Here is a 20,415-nt window from a genome sequence, read left to right on the forward strand (position 1 = left end):
GCCACGACCCCTTGATCCGCCCGCGCGCCGCCGTGGGGCGGGCTGCGCCCTCCCCCCTCTGTCCGGGGGAATGTCAGAGGCCATTCCCCCGGAAAGACCGGGGAGGCTTCGCCCAAGGGGGCTTCCCTGCGGGACTTCGGGAAAAAGGAGACAGAAAATGAGCGCAGTCAAAGCCTTCCTGATCGAGCCGATGGCAGGCACCATTCGCCCGGTCACGATCAACCTCGAAGGCAGCTATGCCCAAATCAAGGCATTCGTGAAGTGCGATCTGATCGATATCGTTCGAGTGAACGGCCTCGATATCATTGTGGACGACAACGGGCTGGACGACACCGTGCCGTGCCTGACGGAAGTCGCGGGTGCGCCCACGCCGCTGGCCGGAAATCTCTTGGTGACGAAATCCGACAGGCTGGGCGAGCTTGCCGACGTGACGGAGAGCATCGAGGCGCTGGCTTCGCTTTTCGTCATCGTGCGCCCGCTCCTGCGGCCCGTCATCGTCGTGACCGAGCGGCCCGGTGTGATCGCGGCCCAGATCGTCCATGTCGAGATATTCCTCGACCGCAGCGTGCCGAAAATCGTGGAAACGGTCGAAGCGTGAAGGGTTCGGAACGGGGCGGCCGATGCCGCCCCGTGTCGCGCCTCCCCTCCCCTCAGATTGAGAACGTCGCGCCGACAGGAGACGGCCATGGATGACCGGGAAGAACTGGACCGCCTGTTGGGCGAAACCGAGCGCCCGCCCCTCAGCCCCGAAGGGCAATGGCGGGCGGACTATCGCAAGGCGCAGCGTCAGCGACGGCAGGCCGGTGCGCAACCTGATCTTTTCGGCGGCCCGACCGTGGAGCACTTCCACCGGAATCCGAAACCACCGGACCCCGAGGATTGGCCGCTGGATTACGAGATCACGCGGTTTCAGGACCTGTCCCCGGATGAACAGGCGAGCCAGCTTGTCGCCGATCCGCATACGCCGTGGGCGCGCTCGACGCGCAAGAAGCTGACGGCGGAGGAACGGACCGACATGATCGCCAGCGCGGCGAACTGGCTTCGCCTCGGCCAGCGCGTTCGCATCATCGGCACATCGCCATCCATTGATGGCACCAACGAGCGCCGCGTCGGCCGCGTTGGCGTCGTCTGGCGCTTGTGCCGGGAGCCGTTTGCCGATTACGTCCATATCAATCTCGACCTGATCGGGCAGGAGCGAACCGAGAAAGTCGTCTTTGTCGAGCTGCGCGATGTTGAGCCGATAGAGGACGGGGATTGAGGGGGTGGTGTCTCCCTCTCCGGCGGCCTCAGCGGAAGTGCCTGGTCCTCCCCGCATCGAGCGGATCGGACCAGGACGAGGGGCGCCCCGAAGCCCCGCCCCTCGAACTCCCCTGCCCGCCCGCCAAAACGGTGCGCCGCGTGCGGGCGCAGTCGATCCCGCCTCCCCTGCGGGTCGCTATGCTGAGGCTCCTGCGGCTGCGCTTCTTCCCCACACAACGCAGCGAGAATTCCCGAAATCCCGGCCATAGGCCGGCGCTATGCTGATTTCTCCGATATTCGCCTTCTTCACAGGATCGGGCCGCGTTCGCTACGCTGCGCCCCGGCGCGATCACGGCGCGGCCGCTACGCGAGACCGCCGACAAAACCGCTCATCTCCTGCAACCGCACCATAGAAAGCCGCATGCGGCCATTGCAGCCGCGGCGCTTGCAGCTCGCCTTCGCCTCGATCTCATCGAGATAGAGCTGCGAACGGTCGATCTCCTCGCAAAGCTGCGCCCGGTTCGTATAGGCAAGCCGGCCGCATTTCCGGCAGACCAGCTCAAGCTTCTGGTCATCGGCCAGATCACGCACCTGGATCGTCGCCTTCCAGCCCATCACCAGAAGTCCTCGGCCGAGGGAATGCGCGTGTAGGAAATCTTGCCGCCGGCATGACCGCCTGCAGGCGGCTTCCACTCGCCCATGCTGACGATGGTCGCGGAATAGCGCGCGTTCAGCGCGTCGATCGCGCTGTTAGCCTTCTCCCATTTCCGCCGCAGCGTGTCGTCATTGTCGAGCAGGTCGATTTGCCGCTCGTTGGAAGGCGAAAGATCGTAGAGCGTGACGCCGATCCGGAAGATGGTCACGCCGCGCGGATAGTCCTTGCGCACGCGCTGCCAGAGCGCGTGCAGCCCCGCGAGAATGGCCTGATCGTCATGGACGACGGCCAGGCGGTGCTTGCCGAACCACGTTCCATCCCGGATCGAGAGCCACAGCCATAAGCCGCCGGCGTAGTAGCTTTCGCGGCGCAGGCGTCGCGCCGCCTTGGTCAGCAGCAGCCGCGAAATCTCGTATGCGCCGGCGATCGTCCGGCTTTCAGGCGGCAATACCCGGCCGTGGCCGAACATACCGCGCTTCTGTTCCGGGGCCTGAATGTCGTAGCCATGCAGGGCATACCACAGGCGCTCACCATTCACATTGTTCCAGATCCTGCGCATGTGCTTCGGCTGAAGCGCGTAGAGCTGGCGGGTGGAGAAGACCCCGTTCCGATAGAGTCGCTTCGCCATGCTCGACCCGATGCCGGGGATCTCCTCCAGTTCAACGCGCAGCAGGGGTTCCGGCATATCGGCCGGTCGCCATATCGCCAGCGCATCGCCATAGCTGCCGAGCCGCTTGCTCTCTTCTTTCCCGGCCTTGCAGGCGATCTTCGCCAACTGCCGGTTCGCTGCGAAGCCGATCGAGCTCGTGATGCACCGGCCGATATTGTCCGCGATCGCTGCTTTGATGCGGGCGGCCAATAGCTCTGGATCGCGTCGGCCGCTGTCATCGAGCACGCAGGTCAGCTCGTCGATGCTCTTGGCCGTGTCGATGGCGATGACGGTTTCGATTTCGCATAGCAGCGCATTGTGCGCCCGGCGGTACAGGTCGGGATTCTGCGGCACAAGGATCAGGTCCGGACAGACGCGCCGGGCCTCGGCAATTGGCATCACGTTCTTGACGCCTTGCGCCTTCGCCTCCTTCGAACAGGCGATGACGGCGGTTCGGTCGGTCCCGCTGAATGGAACGACGCCCACCGGCCGACCGCGCAGCCGCCGATCGGCCTGTTGTTCGACCGAGGCGAAAAACCCATCAAAATCAAGGTAGAGCCGTTCGATTTCGTTGGGTTTGCGCATGGGCCGGCTCCACAAAAATGTAGGCGAGCAGGATCGCCCATGCGCAATGGCGCATAGGAATATTTGCTCTTGATGGGTTTATGTTCCTAGTTTGTTCCGCTTCGGTTTTGAAGTCAATCCGTCTTGACTCCGTTGCCCCCAGAAGGATGGGCCACCGCCCTCGGGCGGCCGCGCTCTATGCGAAGCACGAAGCCGGCCTGGGCCGTCTCCGCCGATGACGGTGACGATCGCTTGTCCAGCGGGTGCTACGCACCCGGTATCGAGGCCCGTTCCGGGCCGCTTTTCCTTACCGCCCCTGACATCGCCAGCCGCTCGGGATCAAGGGGCAGGCGCGGCAGAGCCGCTTGTCGCGTCGGAAAAAAACGGCTTTCAGCCTGCGGCCGAACCTTCCGTTTTTTCCCGCCACGACCCCTTGACCCGAACGACTGCCGCCGTGGGGCGGGCTACGCCCTCCCCCCTCTGTCCGGGGGAATGTCAGAGGCCATTCCCCCGGAAAGACCGGGGAGGCTTCGCCCAAGGGGGGCTTCCCCTTCGGGAAACGGGAAACCAAGGAGACAGAGCCATGACCGAGACCCAGATTTCCACTGAAAGCTTTTTCGTGCCGCTGAACAAGCTGGACCGCGACCCCAAGAATGTGCGCAAGACCTACAGCAAGGAAGGCATCGTGGAGATGGCCGCGACCATCCGCGCCGATGGCTACCGGCTGTTGCAGAACATCATCGTCCGCAAGGGCGACAAGCGCGGCCGGTTTTTCGTAACCGCAGGTGAGCGTCGTCGTGCCGCCCTCCTCTTTCTGGCTGACGCGGGCGAAATCGCCAAGGACTTCCCCGTGGAATGCAAGGAGCGCAGCGAGGCCGAGGCGACCGAAATCAGCATCATCGAGAACATGAGCCGCGAGGCAATGCACCCGGTCGATGAATACGAAGCCTACCGCGTCATGGCCGAGGACGGGAAATCCGTCGAGGACATCGCGGCCCGCTTCGGCACCACCGAAACCATGGTACGCAAGCGTCAGGCGCTCGGGCGAGTTTCGCCGAAACTGCTTGAACTCTATCGCAGCGAGGAAATGACCTTCCAGCAGCTTACCGCTTTCACCGTGTCCGACGACCACGACCGGCAGGTGGAGGTGTGGAATAGCCTGCCATCGCATAACCGGACCAGCGATACCATTCGCGATGTGTTGAAGGGGAAAGCGGTCAAGTTCAACGACAAGCGCATCAAGTTCATCGGCGGGATCGAGCTTTACGAGGCCGCAGGCGGTCACGTCAAACGCGATCTTTTCGACACGAGGAACAGCGGCTATGCCCTTGATGTCGCCCTTGTCGAAAAGCTGGTGGCGGAGAAGCTGCAAGCCGAAGCAGAAGCCGTTCGCGCCGAAGGCTGGAAATGGGTGGAGGTGGTGCCGGACATTCCGAGCGAAGCCGTCCGCATGCACAGGGTCTATCCGTCCGACATTCCGTTGACGGAGGAAGAACAGGCCGAGGAGGAACGGCTGGAAGCCGAATATGACGAGCTGGTGGCGAAGATCGAGGCGGGCGAGGGCGACGACGAGGCCGAACCGCGCACCGAAGCCATTCAGGCGAGGCTGGCGGCCCTGTCGATGGCACAGGAAGCCTATTCCCCGGAAGATATCGCTAAGGCCGGTTGCTATGTGACGATGGACTATTACGGCAATGTCGAAATCGAGCATGGCTTTGTCCGCCCCGAAGATGAAGCCCAGGAGGAGGCGGAAAACAGCGACGAAGGCGACGAAAGCGTCGAAGGCGATACGTACGAGACGGATGAGGGTGGGGCGACCGTTCCGCCGCAACCCGAACAGCGCACGGAGCCGCCATTCAAGATGCCTGCCCTGCTGGTGCAGGAGCTTACGGCGCAGAAGACCGCCGCCATCCGGGCCGAGCTTGCCCATAACCCGGACGTCGCCCTCGCCGCCGTGGTCCATGCCATGCTGGTGAACATTTTCGGCAGCTATGGCGGCAGCGACTATACGTCCCTTGAAGTGACGGTGAAGAGCGAACGGCTCGAAAGCAGCATTGCCGATCCGGCGGCGTGCGCGGGCATCGTGGCCATGGACGAACTCAAGGAGAACTACGGTCACACCATTCCCGGCAACCCGAGCGAACTTCTGGAATGGTGCCTTGAACAGCCTACGTCAACGCTTCTCGACTTGTTGGCCTATGCGGCGGCAAAGTCGGTCAACGCCGTGCAACACCCCCACTATGAGCGCAAGTCGCAGCGCGGCCACGCCGAGCGGCTGGCACAGGCCCTCAAGATCGACATGACGCAGTGGTATGCGCCCACCGGTGAAAACTACTTCGCCCGCATCAGCAAGGCCGGGATCAAGCAGGCGGTCACCGAAGCCGTTGGCGAGGACTTGGCACTTGGCGTTCCCGGCATGGAGAAGGCGAAAGGCGTGGAGTATGCCGAACGGAAGATCACTGGCACCGGATGGCTTCCCGCGCCGGTACGGATCGCTCTCACTGCCGAGCAGGAGCGCGAGCGGATGGTGGAAGCCAGCGGCGATGCCGATGATGACGGCGTATGCCCGTTCGACATCGATGAAGAGCCGGTAACGAACGGTGAAACCTTCCCCGAAGCAGCCGAATAGTCGGCTGCCGCAGGCCGCGCAGTCTCCGGCGCGGCCTGCACTCTCCCCGACCCTTTCCCTTGAACGATCCGCATGACGACGCCGGGCTTGGCCCCGGCGAATGGCGAAACGCGCCCATGCGGTTCCACTCCCTCGCAGGTGATCCCATGAACTCCCCGCGCCTCAAAGCCATCGTAAAGCTATTTGAAACCTGCCGCTACAAGCATGACATCTACACGGTGTTCAGCGATTGGTGCGAAACGTCAGCAATCGCCCTCAGCAACGCGGTTGACCTCGTCCACGCCGAAAAGCGCGAAGCCCGCTTTCAGGAGATTGGCAGCAAATATGGCCGTGAGACCATGGACACGTTCTCGAAGATTATGGGCGAAGTCGTCATGGCGTTGGAAGAACGCCCCCACGATGTTCTCGGCGCCACCTTCCATGCGCTTGAGTTGCACAGCAAGGCACGCGGCCAGTTCTTCACGCCCTATCCGATCTGCCAGTTGATGGCCCGTATGGTCGCCGGAAGTCCGGAAGAAATGCGCAAGGTGATTGAAAAGCGTGGCTTCATGCTGGCGCAGGAACCGGCCGTGGGTAGCGGGGCGATGATCATCGCACTGACAGAGGCCATTATGGAGGCGGGTTTCAACTACCAGCAGCTTTTGCATGTGACCGCCGTGGACATCGACCCGCGTGCCGTCCACATGGCCTATATTCAGTTCTCGCTTCTCCATATCCCGGCGACCGTCCTCATCGGGGACAGTCTGGCGATGCGGTTCAGCGACCAATGGCACACCATGGCGCATATCATGGGGGGATGGTCCGCGAAGCTCAGAAGGGCAGGGGATGCTGCACACGCGCATGCGGTCCCTCTTGCCCCGGCCATGATGGCATCAGCGGCAAAGGCAGCAGTGGCAACGTCACCCGTCAAACCGACAGCACTAGAACCTGCAAGCGAGAAGAATGGGCAGCTTCGCCTATTCTGAAAGCCACAAGGGGAGAGCTTCCAGCCGGTTCGACCGGCCGGAAGCTCTACAAGAGGGGGGCAGAGCCGCCCCCCTCTCATGCTCGCCCCCATGAAGGAAGGGGCAAGGCCCCCTCCTTCAAACATCCTCCCGAGGGAGGGGCGCGCCCCTCCCTTGAACCCTCCCATGAAGGGGGTGTGACACCCCCTCCAAACCACCCCGGCCCATACGGACGCGGCCCCTGGTCGGGGCCGCGGGCTTCTCTCTCTTTGTCGTCCAAGTGTCGCACCGCGTCTCCTGGCCTCAAGGACGAGCGGTTCCCCCAAATTTCAGTCTCGTCCCCTTGGGCCGAGCCAGAAATTCGGCTCCCCCACTCGCCGCCGCAGGCGGCCGCTAAAGCGGTCCTTGACCCCACTCGACGCTCATGCGGACACCTTCCGCCAAAGAGCGAAAGGAGACTTTTATGCGTAACATCAATTTTCTCACGTTGTATGCCGATGCGACGGGTTTGCGGATCATGGTGCTGGCCAACCGCCTTGCAAGCACCACCGAAACGGAGCGCCTGCTTCATGACTGGGTGGAGCAGCATCTTGCCCGCTTCATGCGCTTCACGCGGAAGGCGTTGGCAGCAGAGCGGCGTGTTCTCTTGAATAACGACCCGCACCAGGATGCGGACCTCGGCGAAGAACTCTACAATTATCAAGCCATCTACCGGGATTTCTGGTGCGAGGAAGACGGTTACGACCTCTTGGACTATGTGCCTCTGGAAATGGTTGAGTTTCGCGCCCTCCTCGGCACGATATATCGGTGCTTGCGTATCCAGCTCCCCGCATGGGGTCTGGTCCTGCCGGATGAGGTGTCTTTGCACGATGTCGACCCGGCGGATATCGACACGGAATGCTCCGGGGATCTGTTTCGCCTCTTTGAAGACTGAGGCGCATGAATTGGAGGGGAGGCGGCATCTGCCGTCTCTCCTCCTTGCACGGGTGGGTGAGACGAGACGGCCGGTGCGACCGGCCGTCTCGTCTGATGAAAGAGGGGCAAGCCCCCCTCTCAACACTCACCCCATGATGGGGCAGGGCAAAGCCCCGCCCCCTCAAACACCCCCACCCCAAAGGGAGGGGACACCCCTCCCTTTGAACCCTCCCTTGGGGGAAGGAGGGACGGTGTCCCTCCTCCTCCTTCCCCCAAAGCCCCCTTCCTCCTCTCCCTGAAGCGGCTGCGCCGCCGATTTTCAGGGATGCTGCGATCGGCAACGTCGCGCTAAACATCCGTCATCATGCGCCTAAAATTCGAAAAGTTCTCAGCTGAGAACTTTTGACCGCAGCAGTCAGGAGGAGACGGGATGCCAGGATTAGCCTGCCTCATGGAGGTTGATATGATATCTTCACTCACAGCGGCCGGTGATTTAGCGTCGCCGCGATTCAAGAAAAAGTTCTCAGCTGAGAACTTTTCGTCAGAGAAAAATCCGTTAACCTTTTGTTAACTCAATTTTCCTTGACCGAGCCTCCGACTCGGATCATTTTTACGCTCAATTGTCGATTTCACCGGATTGAGCGTTTATAATGAATTCAGTCGCTACTCAACTTCAGGCGCGCGCATCAGCGATCCCATCGCTAACGAGCCTTATCGAAGCTGACGCCGATCTACTTAGCGCACAGCTTCAGCAGTTGCGCGCTCGCGCATTCCCTCCTACGGCGCAAAAGGAGCTTCGCAAATTTATGGCCGGCGAGGCTGCGAAGCTCATCGGCATCAGCGATGCTTATCTTCGCCATTTGAATTCCGAGGGCAACATTCCGGAGGCGGAGAAGAACGGGGCAGGGCGCCGTCTCTACTCACTTGACCAGATCCATGAAATCCGGCGCTATCTGAGTTCGAATAAAAAGGGCTACTCGCCAAACCGGGCCGCGAACGAAGCTCTTCAGGTTATCGCCGTCACGAACTTCAAGGGCGGCTCAGGAAAGACGACAACCGCCGCCCATCTTGCGCAGTATTTCGCGCTGCGAGGATACCGGACGCTCGCCGTCGATCTCGATCCACAAGCCTCATTGTCGGCGCTCTTCGGCATTCAACCTGAATTCGACCTCGGCCCGAACGAAACGATTTATGGGGCGATCCGCTACGATGCGCAGCAGCGCCCGCTCAGCGATATCATTCAAAAAACCTATTTTTCCGGGCTCGACATCATTCCTGGGAACCTCGAACTTCAAGAGTTCGAGCACGACACTCCCCGCGTCCTGAGTGAGCGTAACCGTAATCGCGAGCAGATGTTCTTTACCAGGATCGCGACAGCGCTGGCATCCGTAGAGCAGAATTATGATGTCGTTATCCTCGATTGCCCGCCGTCACTCGGATATCTGACGCTATCGGCACTATGCGCTGCGCGAAGTGTCGTCGTCACCATCCATCCGCAGATGCTTGACGTCGCCTCCATGTCGCAGTTTCTCCATATGACCGCCGGCCTCTTCGGTGTCGTGGAGAAGGCAGGTGGCAATGCCGAATACGACTTCTTTCGCTATGTCGTAACACGCTACGAGCCGGCCGACGGCCCACAAGGGCAGATCGTTGGGTTGCTCAAGAGCCTCTTCGGCGACCGTGTTCTGACGAATGCCGTGCTGAAGTCTGCCGCGATCTCAGATGCCGGGATCACCAAGCAGACGCTTTACGAAGTCGGCCGGGAGAACTTCCACCGCGTGACCTATGATCGCGCCATGGAATCTCTCGACAGCGTCAATGGGGAAATTGAAAAGCTGGTGAAGCAGGCGTGGGGACGCACGACATGAGCAAAAGGCGCGACGCTCTCAAAGACTTTCTTTCTCCGATTCAACCTTCAGCTGAGCCATCTCCGCGCGTTAAGCCGGTCGTTCAGTCCGGTGCCCTCAATTCAATGAATCAGGCTATCGCCAATCTTGCGACCGAGGCGGATCAGGCGGAGTCCTTGCGGTTGCAGCTTGAAGCCGGAGAGACGATTGTCGAACTTGACCCGAAGATCATTCATAGCTCCTTCGTGCAAGACCGGCTGGATGGCTTTACCGATCCGAAGTTCATTGAGCTGCGCGAAGGGCTTAAAACCTCCGAACAGATCATTCCGGTTCTTGTCCGCCCCCATCCCGAAATGAAGGGGGAGTACCAGCTCGCCTTCGGGCATCGGCGCGTTGAAGCGCTGCGCCAGCTCGGCCGCAAAGTCAAAGCGATCGTTCGCAGTCTTTCCGACGAGGACTTGATCCGCGCACAGGGTAAAGAGAACAGCGACAGAGCGGACCTTTCCTTTATCGAAAAGGCATTGTTCGCATTGCGCCTCGATCAGCAAGGGGTACGTCGGCAAGTCATAATGGATGCTCTGACCATTACGTCCAAAGGTGTCCTGTCCGGCATGATCTCACTTGCCAGCTCCCTTCCGACACAATTGATCGAAGCCATCGGTTCTGCACCGTCGATTGGCCGGCCGCGCTGGGAGACGTTGGCGCAGCTGCTGGCCGATCCTGGTCACGAGTCCACATGGCGCGAACTCATTCGCCAGGAACAGTTCCACGCTCTTTCCAGCGATGCTCGCTTCGAAAGCACGCTGAAATCCGTCGCCGTGCGCAAGGAAAGGGTGTCCGGCGAACAGATCATCAAGACGGGGGAAGGGCGCAAAATTGCGACCGCGCAAAGCAGCAAACGTGCCGTGAAGCTGACGATCCCGACGAAACACACTGGGGATTTTGCGCAATTTCTGCTGCGTAAATTGCCGGATATCTACGAAGAATTTGCCGCGTCAGCGGCAAATACGACGAGTGACAACGAGTAGGAGCAGCCCAGCAAAAGAAAAAGGCCCCCAATCGGTAAACCGTGGAAGCCTCTCTCGTATTCTCTAGCAAGATCGAGAATCGCATTTCCACGAATCACAGTCAAGAGTCTTTGGCACCGTTTTGGTGAGCGGATTTCTTTTGCCCATTGATAGGTGAAAGAAATGCAGATTGGACGTGTGACAACGCCCCATGGGCGGCCGATGACGCTTGCCTTGGTGAGAGGCCAGCTCGAAACCGCCGACCGCGATGCGGGCAACGCGGTCAATAAGTGGAAAGTCTTCAACGACGTCGGCGAGGTGAAGGATGTGTTCGGCCTCCAGGATCGTTCGATAACGGTGCTGCAAGCCCTGCTGAGCTTCTATCCGAATGATGAACTCTCGGACGAGAGCGGCGGTCTGGTTGTTTTCCCGTCGAACAAGCAGCTGTCGCTGCGCGCGCACGGCATCGCCGGGACGACCTTGCGCCGGCATCTTGCCGCATTGGTCGATGCCGGATTGATCGAGCGCCGCGATAGCCCGAATGGCAAGCGCTATGCACATCGGGGCAGGGGAGGGGACATCGAAGCCGCTTTCGGCTTCAGTCTCGCGCCTCTGCTCGCCCGTGCGAGCGAGTTGGCGAACCTGGCGCAGCAGGTCGCTGCCGAGCGTCTTCAATTCAAGCGCGCGAAAGAGGCGTTGTCGCTCTGCCGCCGCGACGTTCGCAAGCTGATATCGGCTGCCATGGAAGAGGGCGCGGAGGGCGATTGGGCGACGATCGAGGGCATGTTCATCGCGCTCCTGGCCCGTCTGCCGCGCTCCCCTCGCCGCGAGGATGTCGACGTGGTGCTCGAAGAAATGGAGCTTCTGCGCGAGGAGATCATCAACCGTCTGGAAATTCAGGTAAAAGCAGAAAAAACGGACGTCAATGATAGCCATGACGGTCGTCACATACAGAATTCAAAACCCGAATCCTTCCATGAACTTGAACCTCGCTCTGAAAAAGAGCAGGGCGAGATGTCGAGCCAAAAACCGAACCGGATTGCAGAGCCGCTGAAGGCTTATCCGTTACCACTAGTGCTGAGAGCCTGCCCGCAGATCGCCGACTATGGGCCAAGCGGCCGGATCGAGAGTTGGCGGGAGCTGATGACGGCCGCGGTGACGGTCCGCTCGATGTTGGCGGTCAGCCCGTCGGCCTATCAGGAGGCTTGCGAGGTGATGGGGCCAGAAAATGCCGCGATTGCGATGGCCTGCATCTTGGAGCGGGCGGAGCACATCAAGACGCCTGGTGGCTATTTGCGCGACCTCAGTCGCAAGGCGGCGCGTGGTGAATTTGGCCTTGGGCCGATGCTGATGGCCGCCCTGCGGGCGAATGGGGAGGCCGCGAAGCGAAGCGCGTGATGATCTCTCCCTTTTCCCGCTCAGGAAATATCTGGGATCCGGTCGGCGATTTTTTCGAGATAGTCGTCGATCGCCTCCTCGATGTAGGAGTTGAACTTCCGCCGCTCGATCGCGGCGAGGATCTTCAGCTTCTTGTGGACCTCGGCGCGGATATGGATGCCGGTGGTGACTTTCTCGGTGTCACGGAAGCGTTTGCCGGCGACCGGGTCGCGGCTTTCGCCCCTGGCCACCATGTCGCGGAGCTGGCCACGCGCCAGTGGCGGCTTCGCTGATGGCGCCGGCGCCTGGTCTTCGTCAGCAGGTTTTGAAACAGGCCCTGCCTTCTCGCGAACCGAAGGGCGGTCGCGGCCTGTCGAGATCAATCCGAGGACGAGGTTCTTGCTGTCTGCGCCGTCGCTCATTGCTTCGCCTCGCTGGTCTTCGACCGGTAGAGGGCAAGCAGCTCGCCAAGCAGCGTTTCCATTTCGGCGATCGCCTTCGGATCCGGCTTCGCTGATGTCTGGAGCGTGCCGGCGGCGCCAATCGATTGATAGGACGCCCGCCGCGCGATCGGTTGGGAGGCGAGTGCGACACCGCTCTCGCGTAAAATCTCCCGGAGCGGTTCATGCGCCTTGGCGCGGCCGGTCACCAGATCGTGCTGGTTGATGACGATCATCGTCGGGAGCTTGCGCTTCTGATCCTCCTCAACCACCGGCACATGGTTCAGCGCGAGTTGCATGCCGGCAACGACATCGTCCTGGGTCGTCTGCAGCGGGATCAGGACGACGTCGGCGCAGTAGAGGCCGGCGAACAGGTTTTCGTTGGTCGTGCCCTCGACATCGACGAAGACGATCTTGCCCTCCTGCTGCTGATGGAGAGCGAGCTTGTAGATCTGGTTGGGATCGAGGCAGCTTTCGGCTTCCAGCCGGTCGGGCCAGACGTCCATTTGTTTCGACATCGTGACCCAGCGCATCGTATTGGCGCGGCTGTCGGCGTCGATCAGGAAGACGTCGTTACCGGCATGGGCGGCCGTGCCGGAGAGAGCACGGACGAGGGTGGTCTTGCCGGTTCCGCCCTTCGGGTTGGCTATGGTGACGATCATGATGGCTCCTTCATTCTGCGCATAAATTATAGTTAGTTCCTCGTCTCTCTTTCCGCAATGCGGTCGTTGCCCATTGTTCGTTCACCATTGATGATTGTCGATTGATGATTGACCGCCGACAACGTGTAATGACCAACGGGCAATTGTCACTTGCCTGTTGTTAATGAGCAACCACAACACGGTTAACTGCTAGTGGCTAATGGGTAATTGGCAATTGCCAGTGATACCGCTGACAATGATCGCACGAACAACGGGCAACTGTTAACGGGACCGGATGACGTTGGAGCTGAGTTGTTGGAGTGGGAGCTTGGGCGAGGGAGTTTGTGTGGTGATGATGAATCGTGAATAAAATATAGTTTGTTTTTGGTGGCAGGATAGTCAAGTTTGTGGTACAAACTCGACGTCGCCCCGCCTCCGGCAGGGCTCAGGTTCGCGCCGGTGGCGCTCTGGGGTCGCCTCCGGCAACCTGGCGAGGAAGGAAAGCGATGCGCAGCGAAGTGGTCAGGGTCCGTCTAAGGCCGGAGGAGCGGCAAGCTCTTGCGGACCTTTGCGGTGAAGACCGCACCGCCAGCGATGTGATCCGGCTGCTGTTTCGCGACCGGGCTGGGCTTCCGCTTCCCGTTGGACCCGTCGAAGCCGACGCTTTACGCGCTACGAACGAGGAGCTTCGCCGCATCGGTATCAATCTCAACCAGGCAGTTCGGGGTATTAATGAAGGCCGCGTCGGCTATGAACCCCATCTTGACGCAGCACTTCGCAGCCTTCTCGAAGGTGTCTTCCGGCTGCGGGCCGACGTCGACCTGATGCTGCGGATCAGCCGACGGGGGCGGAGGAGAGATGGTCATGGCGTATGACTGGACGAGCCTGCTCAGTGATATCGAGGGCTTCCAGGTGCGTCGGACAAAGTCGCTCCTCGAAGAGGAAGACGAGCGCCACAGGCGCGCAGGAATGGTGCGGATGGCCATGACCGCCGAGGCGCCCCAGCAACGATACGTGCCAACGGGCATCGCCAGCAAAGCCCGGCCAGCTGCTGTCCTCTCACCAGAACCGACTATCGCCTCCATCCTCCAGCCTGCAAGTGCCTCCGAGCGGGACGTGATCACCCTTTTTGGCGCTCTTGGTGCTGGTTCGAAATCCGTAGAGGATGACGAGCTGCGGAGATCGGGCGGCGGCGGAGGAGGGGCTGGCGGGACGCCGCGCGTCGACCGGCCGCCGGTTATGCGATCTTCTTCCCGCAAGCGGTCATCGATGGAGACGGCGAGCCGGGCGGCGATCGCGGCCGGTGCGCAGGCAGTCGTCATCAAGGTCACATCGACTGTTTCGAGCAGGGCGTCGGCCGTGGGTCTGATGACCTATCTCGGTACGCGGGAGGTCGAAAAGGAAAACGGAGAGAAGGGAAAGGTCGACATCCCGATTATCGACCAGGAGGGTGTGACGATTGCGAGCCGCGAAGAACGGGCGGCCGTTCTGCAGGAATGGCTGTCAGAGTTTCGCGAAGCCTATGCGGTGAACGCAGTTGCCACCTTGTCGATCAATTTGCCGGAGGCGGTGAACGATGAGGATCTTCACGATGCGCTGAACTCGGCGTTCGGCTCCAAGCCCTTTCTCTATGCTCGCAATCCGGACGGTCAGGTTTCCGTCTTTGCTGTTACTGATCTTCCGGCAAGGAAGATTGTCGGTGCGCTCAGGATGCGCGAAAAGGGAGAAGGGCCGGGGCGGGCGGTTGAGAACGCCGAGACCGATATTGCGCGCCGTTTGTCGAACGCCGGTGTCTCGGCCGAGGTCCGCATTCTCGGCGCCGCGGTCTCTGAAAAGTCGGGCCGCTATTTCCTCGAGAAGTTCCTCCGCACGGAAAAGCATGCCATCACTAGCGCCGGCGAGCAGGTGCAGCGTGGCCCGGCGATCAAGAGCATGGTAGACAGCATCTGGCGGAATTGGTCGAGCGACATCCGGACCGTCGAGCCGCGCAATGCCTTCCATGTGATTTTCTCCGCCCGAGCCGGGACGGATGCGGAAGCGATGAATCGTGCCGTTCGTGACTTCCTTAGCGAGCAGGTGGCCGGCCATCGCTGGATCACGGCTCATCACCCCGATACCGGTCATGTGCATGTCCACACGATGATCTCGGCACGCGACGATATCGGCAAAGCATTGCGGCTAACGAAGCCGGAGCTTTATGCATGGCGGGAGCGGTTCGCAGCGAAGGCGCGCGAGCACGGCATCGCCATGGTCGCTACACGTCGCGCGGATGTTGCGGCGACCCGACCCTATAGCCAAGCACAGGCCGGCGCCTATGAGCGCGGCCGATCCGATCCACGTTATCTGAAGTCTGCTGCGGTCAATCAGCGTGTCGAGCGCAAGTGGGTGGGCGTTGTCGATCGAGCGACACTCTCCAATGGCAACCTCGCGCTCGCCCCGAAATGGCAGGCGACGGCCATCGCGCTGAAGGGGGCAGGGGCGAAGCACTCGGTCATCGCAGCAGCCGACAGGTTCGCAGCCGCGGCGACCACTCATGCACCGCATGCTGCTTTGCGTGCCAGCGGCTTCGTTCTTCTCCGGTTGGAAGTCGAACAGGCCATGGAACGCGAGACGGTGGCTGTTATTCTCGAAGGCGCTATCGGCGTCGAGGCCAAATTGATTTCCGTCGCGGGGAAGTCCGTCCAGGTCCTGGCGCCAACGACCGCGAGCGTCAGCAAGATTGAGCGCGAGTTGGCCAAGCAGGGCGAAGAGTTTGGTCCCGGTTCCGAGACACGGTCCGTTGCCAGAGGTTTTCAGACGCGGTTGCTGTCGCATGGATTGCGTGCCTCCGTCGTCGTCGAGGCGGCCGGCTCCGCGAAGCATAGTGCGCCGTCGCCTTGGCTGCAGAAGAAATTCGATACTTTGACCGAGCGGTCCGCTGCGCCGCCGGACGAGCCACTAGCGGAATTCAAGGCCCTGATCACAACCATTCAACAGCAGAAGGAAAACGCTATGCCCCTATCGCTGAAACAGTTCGACGAGCGCGTTTCGCGTGCCACCAAATCGATGGATCGCCTTGAAGGGATGGTTGATAGCAGCGCCGAGCGCCAGGCGGTCGAGGAAATGCGGCGCGAGATCTCTGCACTGTTCGCGGAGCAGCGTCGCGATATCGAGATGCAGCAGGTAAGGTCGGCTACGGAAACTAATGGGGGAGGGGGTACATCGGCGGCGGCACGTTCAGATGACGGTCAGGCGCAGGGCCGACCGGCCCCTTCTACCGTCGATCCCGCCATCGCGGCACAGCAGCAGGCTATTGCCACTGGCCGCGCCTCTCGGGCCGCCCGCGAGCAGGCAGGCGCGGCGAAAAATGCACAGGATGAACATCGCCAGCAGGTTCTCCACCAAGCGGAACAGGACCGCCAGCGAGACAATGGTCGCGACGGCGCGGAGCGTTAATCCGCCGCTATTCCTGCATCAGGCCATCGAAGACTTCAAGCAGGGCATCGACGATGGCCTGGCCAAGGGCGTTGGCCGTTGCGGCAACTTCGTCTTCGCCGTGGTCACGCGTGGCGATGGCGAGATTGCCGCCTTCGTCAGCAACAATCGCCTTAGCCCGTTCAATTGCCCAAAGGGCGAAATCGCTGCGGCTGGAAATCGTTATCGTCTCGCTCTGCTCGTCCATGGCGTTCACCTTCCGTCTGGCTGCACAACTGGCCGTCTGTTTCGCTGATACTGAAACGCAGCCATATCGCTGGGCGCATATCGGGGGAACCATCTTCAGCATCTATCGACTGAATTCATTCGGAATTTCTACTCTGAGTGTTTGCACCGCGCCGCGTGATCGCCTAGACTCACGGCTGAAGCAGTCACGCGCTGCTTTGGGGCGTGGAAACCCCTCATAGCTAGGCAGGTGCCGCGACATGGCACCACTCTTCGACCTTTGCGGTCGGGGATCCTGCGGCGTATGCAACAGGTTCCTCGGAGCTAAAGGCCGTAGGGCCGTGCTATGCGGTTTCCAACTCCCCGATCACCAGGGGTCAAAGAGCAGAAGCGGGGGCGTACCGCGTTGCTCTGGGAGGAAACCGAGTGTCAGCAGCACCTTCCTTCACATGCTACACCTATTCGCCCACCTTCCAGTCGGCCGGGTCGCGTTGGCGTGACGATGTGGTCCGAAATCCGTTTTTCGGTAGTGCGGAGAGTGCCCGCCAGGCGCTCGTTGATTTACGCGAAGCGGTTTCAAATGAACCGGACCACGATTTACCGCCAATGCATCTAGAGCGGGTCGTGACCGTCCCAGTGACCAAAGAGGTAATGGTCGCGCTGCTCAATAGTGGCGTCGGCGCGATCGTCAAAAAGTACGATATTATCGAAACGATCGGGGAAAATTGAATGGCGAAGACGCCTGACCCGATCGACGTGGAAGTCGGAAGCAAGATCAAAGCGCAGCGGCGCTTGAGGGGTATGAGCCAGGATACCCTGGCTGCCGCCCTCGGCGTCACTTTCCAGCAGATCCAGAAATACGAGAAGGGGACGAACCGGGTGAGTTCCAGCCGCCTCGCTGTGATTGCGAAGACGTTCGGCGTGCCGCCCTCGTATTTCTTTCCCGGTGCGGACGATACGGGGCAAGGTATGGTGGCTGCGGCGCCCGAGCTTGCCAGCTTTCTCGAGACGAACGAAGGGCGTGATCTCAACCTTGCATTCTCACGGATCAGTTCACATAGGATGCGCCGAAAGGTCGTCGGCCTTGTCACGGCCTTAGCAGATGCATTCCGGCGAGAAGACGTTTCCGACACCTGATGTCGGCGCGCACTAATGTTTGTACCGTGACTTCTTTAACAATGCGGCATACCCCCGCGGCTCTTTCTCTTATCTTTTGTAGAGGCCATTGGTAAGGAGATCAAAATATTCCGCTGCAACAGTTTCTGCGCGTTTTTGACCGCCTGGCTTGAACCAGCGGACCATCCAGTTGAGCATAGATAAGACCGAGTGAGATGATGTTGTCACATCCGCCTCACGGAAGGCGCCGGTTGCCATTCCTTCGCGAAGAATTCCGCGAAGTATACTCTCATACTCGATACGAAGCTGATTGGCCTCGGTTTTCAGCCCCGGATTTGCCATGCCGCCGTATCCGATCAGCATGCAGACAAAACCCCAATAGTTTTTTTCAAAGTATGCAGCGTGCGAAACCATGAATGATTTTAGTTTGTCTTCTGCGGTGGTGGACGCTGCAACAGCTCGACTGACGTGTTCGAGCAGTCCGCCCAACGTGCGTACGATAATGGCGTCATAGACAGATTGCTTGGTGTCGAAATAATGGTAGACGGCGGCCTTTGAGACGCCAAGCCGCTCGGCAACGACATTCATGGAGCCATTGTCGAAGCCGCCCTCTCCAAACAAGACTGCGGCCTCGTCAAGAATGCGATCGCGAGCATTTTCGAGAACGGGCGGTCGTCCCATGCGGGGCTTTGTCTTGGTCTGCTTCATTGGGCCTCTGATGTAGGTGTTTGCTCGCGCAGAGTGGGATTTCTCTTTTGCTACCACATTACCAATGCGCAACAAACACCAATACGCCGATCAAACTTCTTGTTGCCAACTTAACGACGGGTCGGAAGGGAAAAAAGAGTCCCTCCAGGAGTTCGGTGACCTAACTTGCTCTGATAACAGCTCTCGACGAGAGCAAGCGCGCCCCAAGATTTCTATTTACTTACCGACGGAACGGAATATAAGTATTTGCATCTGTTACGGAGTAGAGCGTAGGCCGTTATCACGCCCGCGTTGGGTGCGGTGCTGCGTCCTTAAATGGAAGGCAAGGCTGCTATGAAAATCTTGGTCCCAGTCAAGCGGGTCGTTGATTACAACGTTAAGATTCGCGTCAAGGCGGACGGCTCGGGCGTCGAGCTTGCCAATGTGAAGATGTCGATGAATCCGTTCGACGAAATCTCCGTGGAAGAGGCGCTTCGGCTGAAGGAAGCCGGCAAGGCCGAGGAAGTCGTGGTCGTCTCCATCGGCCCGGCCAAGGCCGAGGAAACGCTGCGCACCGCTCTCGCCATGGGCGCCGACCGCGCCGTGCTGGTCGAGACGGAAGACGCCGTCGAGCCGCTCGCCGTCGCCAAGATCCTCAAGGGCGTCGCCGAGGCCGAGCAGCCCGGCCTCGTCATCGTCGGCAAGCAGGCCATCGACGACGATTCGAACCAGACCGGCCAGATGCTGTCCGCTCTTCTCGGCTGGGCGCAGGCCACCTTCGCCTCCAAGGTCGAGATCGGCGACGGCAAGGCGACCGTGACGCGCGAAGTCGACGGCGGTCTCCAGACCATCGACGTGAAGCTTCCGGCCGTGGTCACCACCGACCTTCGCCTGAACGAGCCGCGCTATGCCTCGCTGCCGAACATCATGAAGGCGAAGAAGAAGCCGCTCGACAAGAAGACGCCTGCCGACTTCGGCGTCGACACGAGCCCGCGCCTGAAGGTGCTGAAGACCGAGGAGCCGTCGGGCCGCAAGGCGGGCGTCAAGGTCAAGAGCGTCGCCGAGCTGGTCGAAAAGCTCAAGACCGAAGCCGGCGTGCTCTAAGCAGGAAAGGGAGAACACAACCATGGCCATTCTTCTTCTGGCAGACCACGACAACGCAACCCTTTCCGACCAGACCGCCAAGGCGCTGACGGCCGCTTCCAAGATCGGCTCGGACGTGCATGTGCTCGTCGCCGGCTCGGGCGCCAAGGCGGCCGCCGAAGCCGCTGCAAAGCTCTCGGGCGTGACGAAGGTGCTCGTCGCCGACGATGCGAGCCTCGGCAACAACCTCGCCGAACCGCTGGCGGCGCTCATCGTGTCGCTTGCCGGCAACTACGACGCCATCGTCTCGGCCGCGACCTCGGTCGGCAAGAACGTGCTGCCGCGCGTTGCCGCCCTGCTCGACGTGGCGCAGATCTCGGAAATCGTCGAGGTCGTCTCGGCCGATACGTTCAAGCGTCCGATCTATGCCGGCAATGCCATCCAGACGGTGCAGTCCACCGACGCCAAGAAGGTGATCACCGTGCGCACGGCCTCTTTCGCCGCCGCCGACGAGGGCGGTAGCGCCTCGGTCGAGACGATCTCCGCCGCCGCCGATCCGGGCCTTTCGAGCCACGTCAAGGATGCGCTGTCCTCGTCGGACCGCCCGGAGCTGACGTCTGCCAAGATCATCATCTCGGGCGGCCGCGCGCTCGGCTCGTCTGAAAAATTCCAGGAAGTGATCCTTCCGGTCGCCGACAAGCTCGGTGCGGCCGTCGGCGCATCGCGCGCCGCCGTCGATGCCGGCTATGCGCCGAACGACTGGCAGGTCGGCCAAACCGGCAAGGTGGTTGCACCGCAGCTCTACATCGCCTGCGGCATCTCGGGCGCGATCCAGCATCTGGCGGGCATGAAGGACTCGAAGGTGATCGTGGCGATCAACAAGGACGAGGAGGCGCCGATCTTCCAAGTAGCGGACTACGGCCTTGTCGGGGATCTCTTTGAGGTCCTACCGGAGCTGCAAAAGGCAATTGGCTAACCGCGAC

The 20,415-nt window shown here is 60.7% G+C and carries 20 protein-coding genes; 14 read left to right on the forward strand and 6 right to left on the reverse strand.

Going from position 1 to position 20,415, the window contains the following annotated elements; all coding sequences use genetic code 11:
• Window positions 1-157 precede the first annotated feature (157 nt).
• Together ABWW28_RS24345 and ABWW28_RS24350 are read left to right on the forward strand one after the other, a co-directional pair.
• Complete coding sequence (locus tag ABWW28_RS24345) at window positions 158-598, forward strand: DUF3846 domain-containing protein (RefSeq protein ID WP_234190652.1); 441 nt, start codon at window positions 158-160, stop codon at window positions 596-598.
• Window positions 599-685: 87 nt separating this feature from the next.
• The gene (locus ABWW28_RS24350) at window positions 686-1,258 is read left to right on the forward strand and encodes a hypothetical protein (RefSeq protein ID WP_234190650.1); all 573 of its coding nucleotides are present in this window, start codon (window positions 686-688) and stop codon (window positions 1,256-1,258) included.
• Window positions 1,259-1,602: 344 nt separating this feature from the next.
• Here the strand turns inward: ABWW28_RS24350 and ABWW28_RS24355 are convergent, their stop codons facing one another.
• Both ABWW28_RS24355 and ABWW28_RS24360 read right to left on the reverse strand, forming a co-directional pair.
• Window positions 1,603-1,854: a hypothetical protein gene (locus tag ABWW28_RS24355; RefSeq protein WP_234190654.1), complete on the reverse strand. Its 252-nt coding sequence runs from the start codon at window positions 1,852-1,854 to the stop codon at window positions 1,603-1,605.
• Window positions 1,854-3,128, reverse strand: coding sequence for a Y-family DNA polymerase (locus ABWW28_RS24360; RefSeq protein WP_234190648.1), 1,275 nt, complete (start codon window positions 3,126-3,128; stop codon window positions 1,854-1,856). Before ABWW28_RS24360 ends, ABWW28_RS24355 begins: the two co-directional genes overlap by 1 nt.
• 562 nt (window positions 3,129-3,690) lie before the next feature.
• Here ABWW28_RS24360 and ABWW28_RS24365 point away from each other — a divergent pair.
• The 6 genes from ABWW28_RS24365 to repC all read left to right on the forward strand — a co-directional run bounded on the left by ABWW28_RS24365 (window position 3,691) and on the right by repC (window position 11,847).
• Window positions 3,691-5,736, forward strand: coding sequence for a ParB/RepB/Spo0J family partition protein (locus ABWW28_RS24365; protein WP_234190646.1), 2,046 nt, complete (start codon window positions 3,691-3,693; stop codon window positions 5,734-5,736).
• A 146-nt stretch (window positions 5,737-5,882) separates the two neighbouring features.
• Window positions 5,883-6,701, forward strand: a complete 819-nt coding sequence (locus ABWW28_RS24370) for an N-6 DNA methylase (protein WP_234190644.1) — start codon at window positions 5,883-5,885, stop codon at window positions 6,699-6,701.
• Window positions 6,702-7,143: 442 nt separating this feature from the next.
• Entirely contained in the window at window positions 7,144-7,614 is a 471-nt protein-coding gene (locus ABWW28_RS24375; protein WP_234190634.1) for a hypothetical protein, read from the forward strand.
• A gap of 631 nt (window positions 7,615-8,245) precedes the next feature.
• Window positions 8,246-9,463, forward strand: coding sequence for a plasmid partitioning protein RepA (gene repA / locus ABWW28_RS24380; protein ID WP_234190632.1), 1,218 nt, complete (start codon window positions 8,246-8,248; stop codon window positions 9,461-9,463).
• Window positions 9,460-10,470, forward strand: a complete 1,011-nt coding sequence (repB, locus tag ABWW28_RS24385; protein ID WP_234190629.1) for a plasmid partitioning protein RepB — start codon at window positions 9,460-9,462, stop codon at window positions 10,468-10,470. The genes repA and repB overlap by 4 nt, the downstream gene beginning before the upstream one ends.
• Before the next feature lie 162 nt (window positions 10,471-10,632).
• The gene (gene repC, locus ABWW28_RS24390; RefSeq protein ID WP_353392597.1) at window positions 10,633-11,847 is read left to right on the forward strand and encodes a plasmid replication protein RepC; all 1,215 of its coding nucleotides are present in this window, start codon (window positions 10,633-10,635) and stop codon (window positions 11,845-11,847) included.
• 20 nt (window positions 11,848-11,867) lie between these two features.
• Here repC and ABWW28_RS24395 read toward each other — a convergent pair whose 3' ends face one another.
• Window positions 11,868-12,248 carry a hypothetical protein gene (locus ABWW28_RS24395; protein WP_234189799.1) on the reverse strand — a complete coding sequence of 127 codons (381 nt, stop codon included), beginning with the start codon at window positions 12,246-12,248 and terminating at the stop codon, window positions 11,868-11,870.
• Window positions 12,245-12,928: a ParA family protein gene (locus ABWW28_RS24400; protein ID WP_234189800.1), complete on the reverse strand. Its 684-nt coding sequence runs from the start codon at window positions 12,926-12,928 to the stop codon at window positions 12,245-12,247. The genes ABWW28_RS24395 and ABWW28_RS24400 overlap by 4 nt, the downstream gene beginning before the upstream one ends.
• A gap of 485 nt (window positions 12,929-13,413) precedes the next feature.
• Here ABWW28_RS24400 and ABWW28_RS24405 point away from each other — a divergent pair, with 485 nt between their 5' ends.
• Both ABWW28_RS24405 and ABWW28_RS24410 read left to right on the forward strand, forming a co-directional pair.
• On the forward strand, window positions 13,414-13,782 hold the full coding sequence (locus ABWW28_RS24405; RefSeq protein ID WP_137935216.1) for a MobC family plasmid mobilization relaxosome protein: 369 nt from the start codon (window positions 13,414-13,416) through the stop codon (window positions 13,780-13,782).
• On the forward strand, window positions 13,772-16,342 hold the full coding sequence (locus tag ABWW28_RS24410; protein ID WP_234189801.1) for a relaxase/mobilization nuclease domain-containing protein: 2,571 nt from the start codon (window positions 13,772-13,774) through the stop codon (window positions 16,340-16,342). The genes ABWW28_RS24405 and ABWW28_RS24410 overlap by 11 nt, the downstream gene beginning before the upstream one ends.
• Window positions 16,343-16,349: 7 nt before the next feature.
• On the opposite strand, the gene ABWW28_RS24415 is transcribed toward ABWW28_RS24410, so the two are convergent.
• A complete protein-coding gene (locus tag ABWW28_RS24415; protein WP_137935218.1) occupies window positions 16,350-16,568 on the reverse strand; it encodes a hypothetical protein in 219 nt (72 codons plus the stop codon).
• Window positions 16,569-16,972: 404 nt separating this feature from the next.
• Here ABWW28_RS24415 and ABWW28_RS24420 point away from each other — a divergent pair, with 404 nt between their 5' ends.
• Window positions 16,973-17,275 carry a hypothetical protein gene (locus ABWW28_RS24420; protein ID WP_234189802.1) on the forward strand — a complete coding sequence of 101 codons (303 nt, stop codon included), beginning with the start codon at window positions 16,973-16,975 and terminating at the stop codon, window positions 17,273-17,275.
• Window positions 17,276-17,683 carry a helix-turn-helix domain-containing protein gene (locus tag ABWW28_RS24425; RefSeq protein ID WP_234189803.1) on the forward strand — a complete coding sequence of 136 codons (408 nt, stop codon included), beginning with the start codon at window positions 17,276-17,278 and terminating at the stop codon, window positions 17,681-17,683.
• 69 nt (window positions 17,684-17,752) lie between these two features.
• On the opposite strand, the gene ABWW28_RS24430 is transcribed toward ABWW28_RS24425, so the two are convergent.
• Complete coding sequence (locus ABWW28_RS24430) at window positions 17,753-18,370, reverse strand: TetR/AcrR family transcriptional regulator (protein ID WP_234189804.1); 618 nt, start codon at window positions 18,368-18,370, stop codon at window positions 17,753-17,755.
• A 333-nt stretch (window positions 18,371-18,703) separates the two neighbouring features.
• Between ABWW28_RS24430 and ABWW28_RS24435 the strand changes: the two genes are divergently transcribed.
• Both ABWW28_RS24435 and ABWW28_RS24440 read left to right on the forward strand, forming a co-directional pair.
• Entirely contained in the window at window positions 18,704-19,453 is a 750-nt protein-coding gene (locus ABWW28_RS24435) for an electron transfer flavoprotein subunit beta/FixA family protein (protein ID WP_234189805.1), read from the forward strand.
• A gap of 22 nt (window positions 19,454-19,475) precedes the next feature.
• Window positions 19,476-20,408 (forward strand): electron transfer flavoprotein subunit alpha/FixB family protein, encoded by a 933-nt coding sequence (locus tag ABWW28_RS24440; RefSeq protein WP_234189806.1) that lies wholly within the window; start codon window positions 19,476-19,478, stop codon window positions 20,406-20,408.
• The last annotated feature ends 7 nt before the right edge of the window (window positions 20,409-20,415 follow it).

Origin of the sequence: Brucella sp. NBRC 14130, from assembly GCF_040371715.1 — a bacterium.
Taxonomy (GTDB): Bacteria; Pseudomonadota; Alphaproteobacteria; order Rhizobiales; family Rhizobiaceae; genus Brucella; species Brucella intermedia.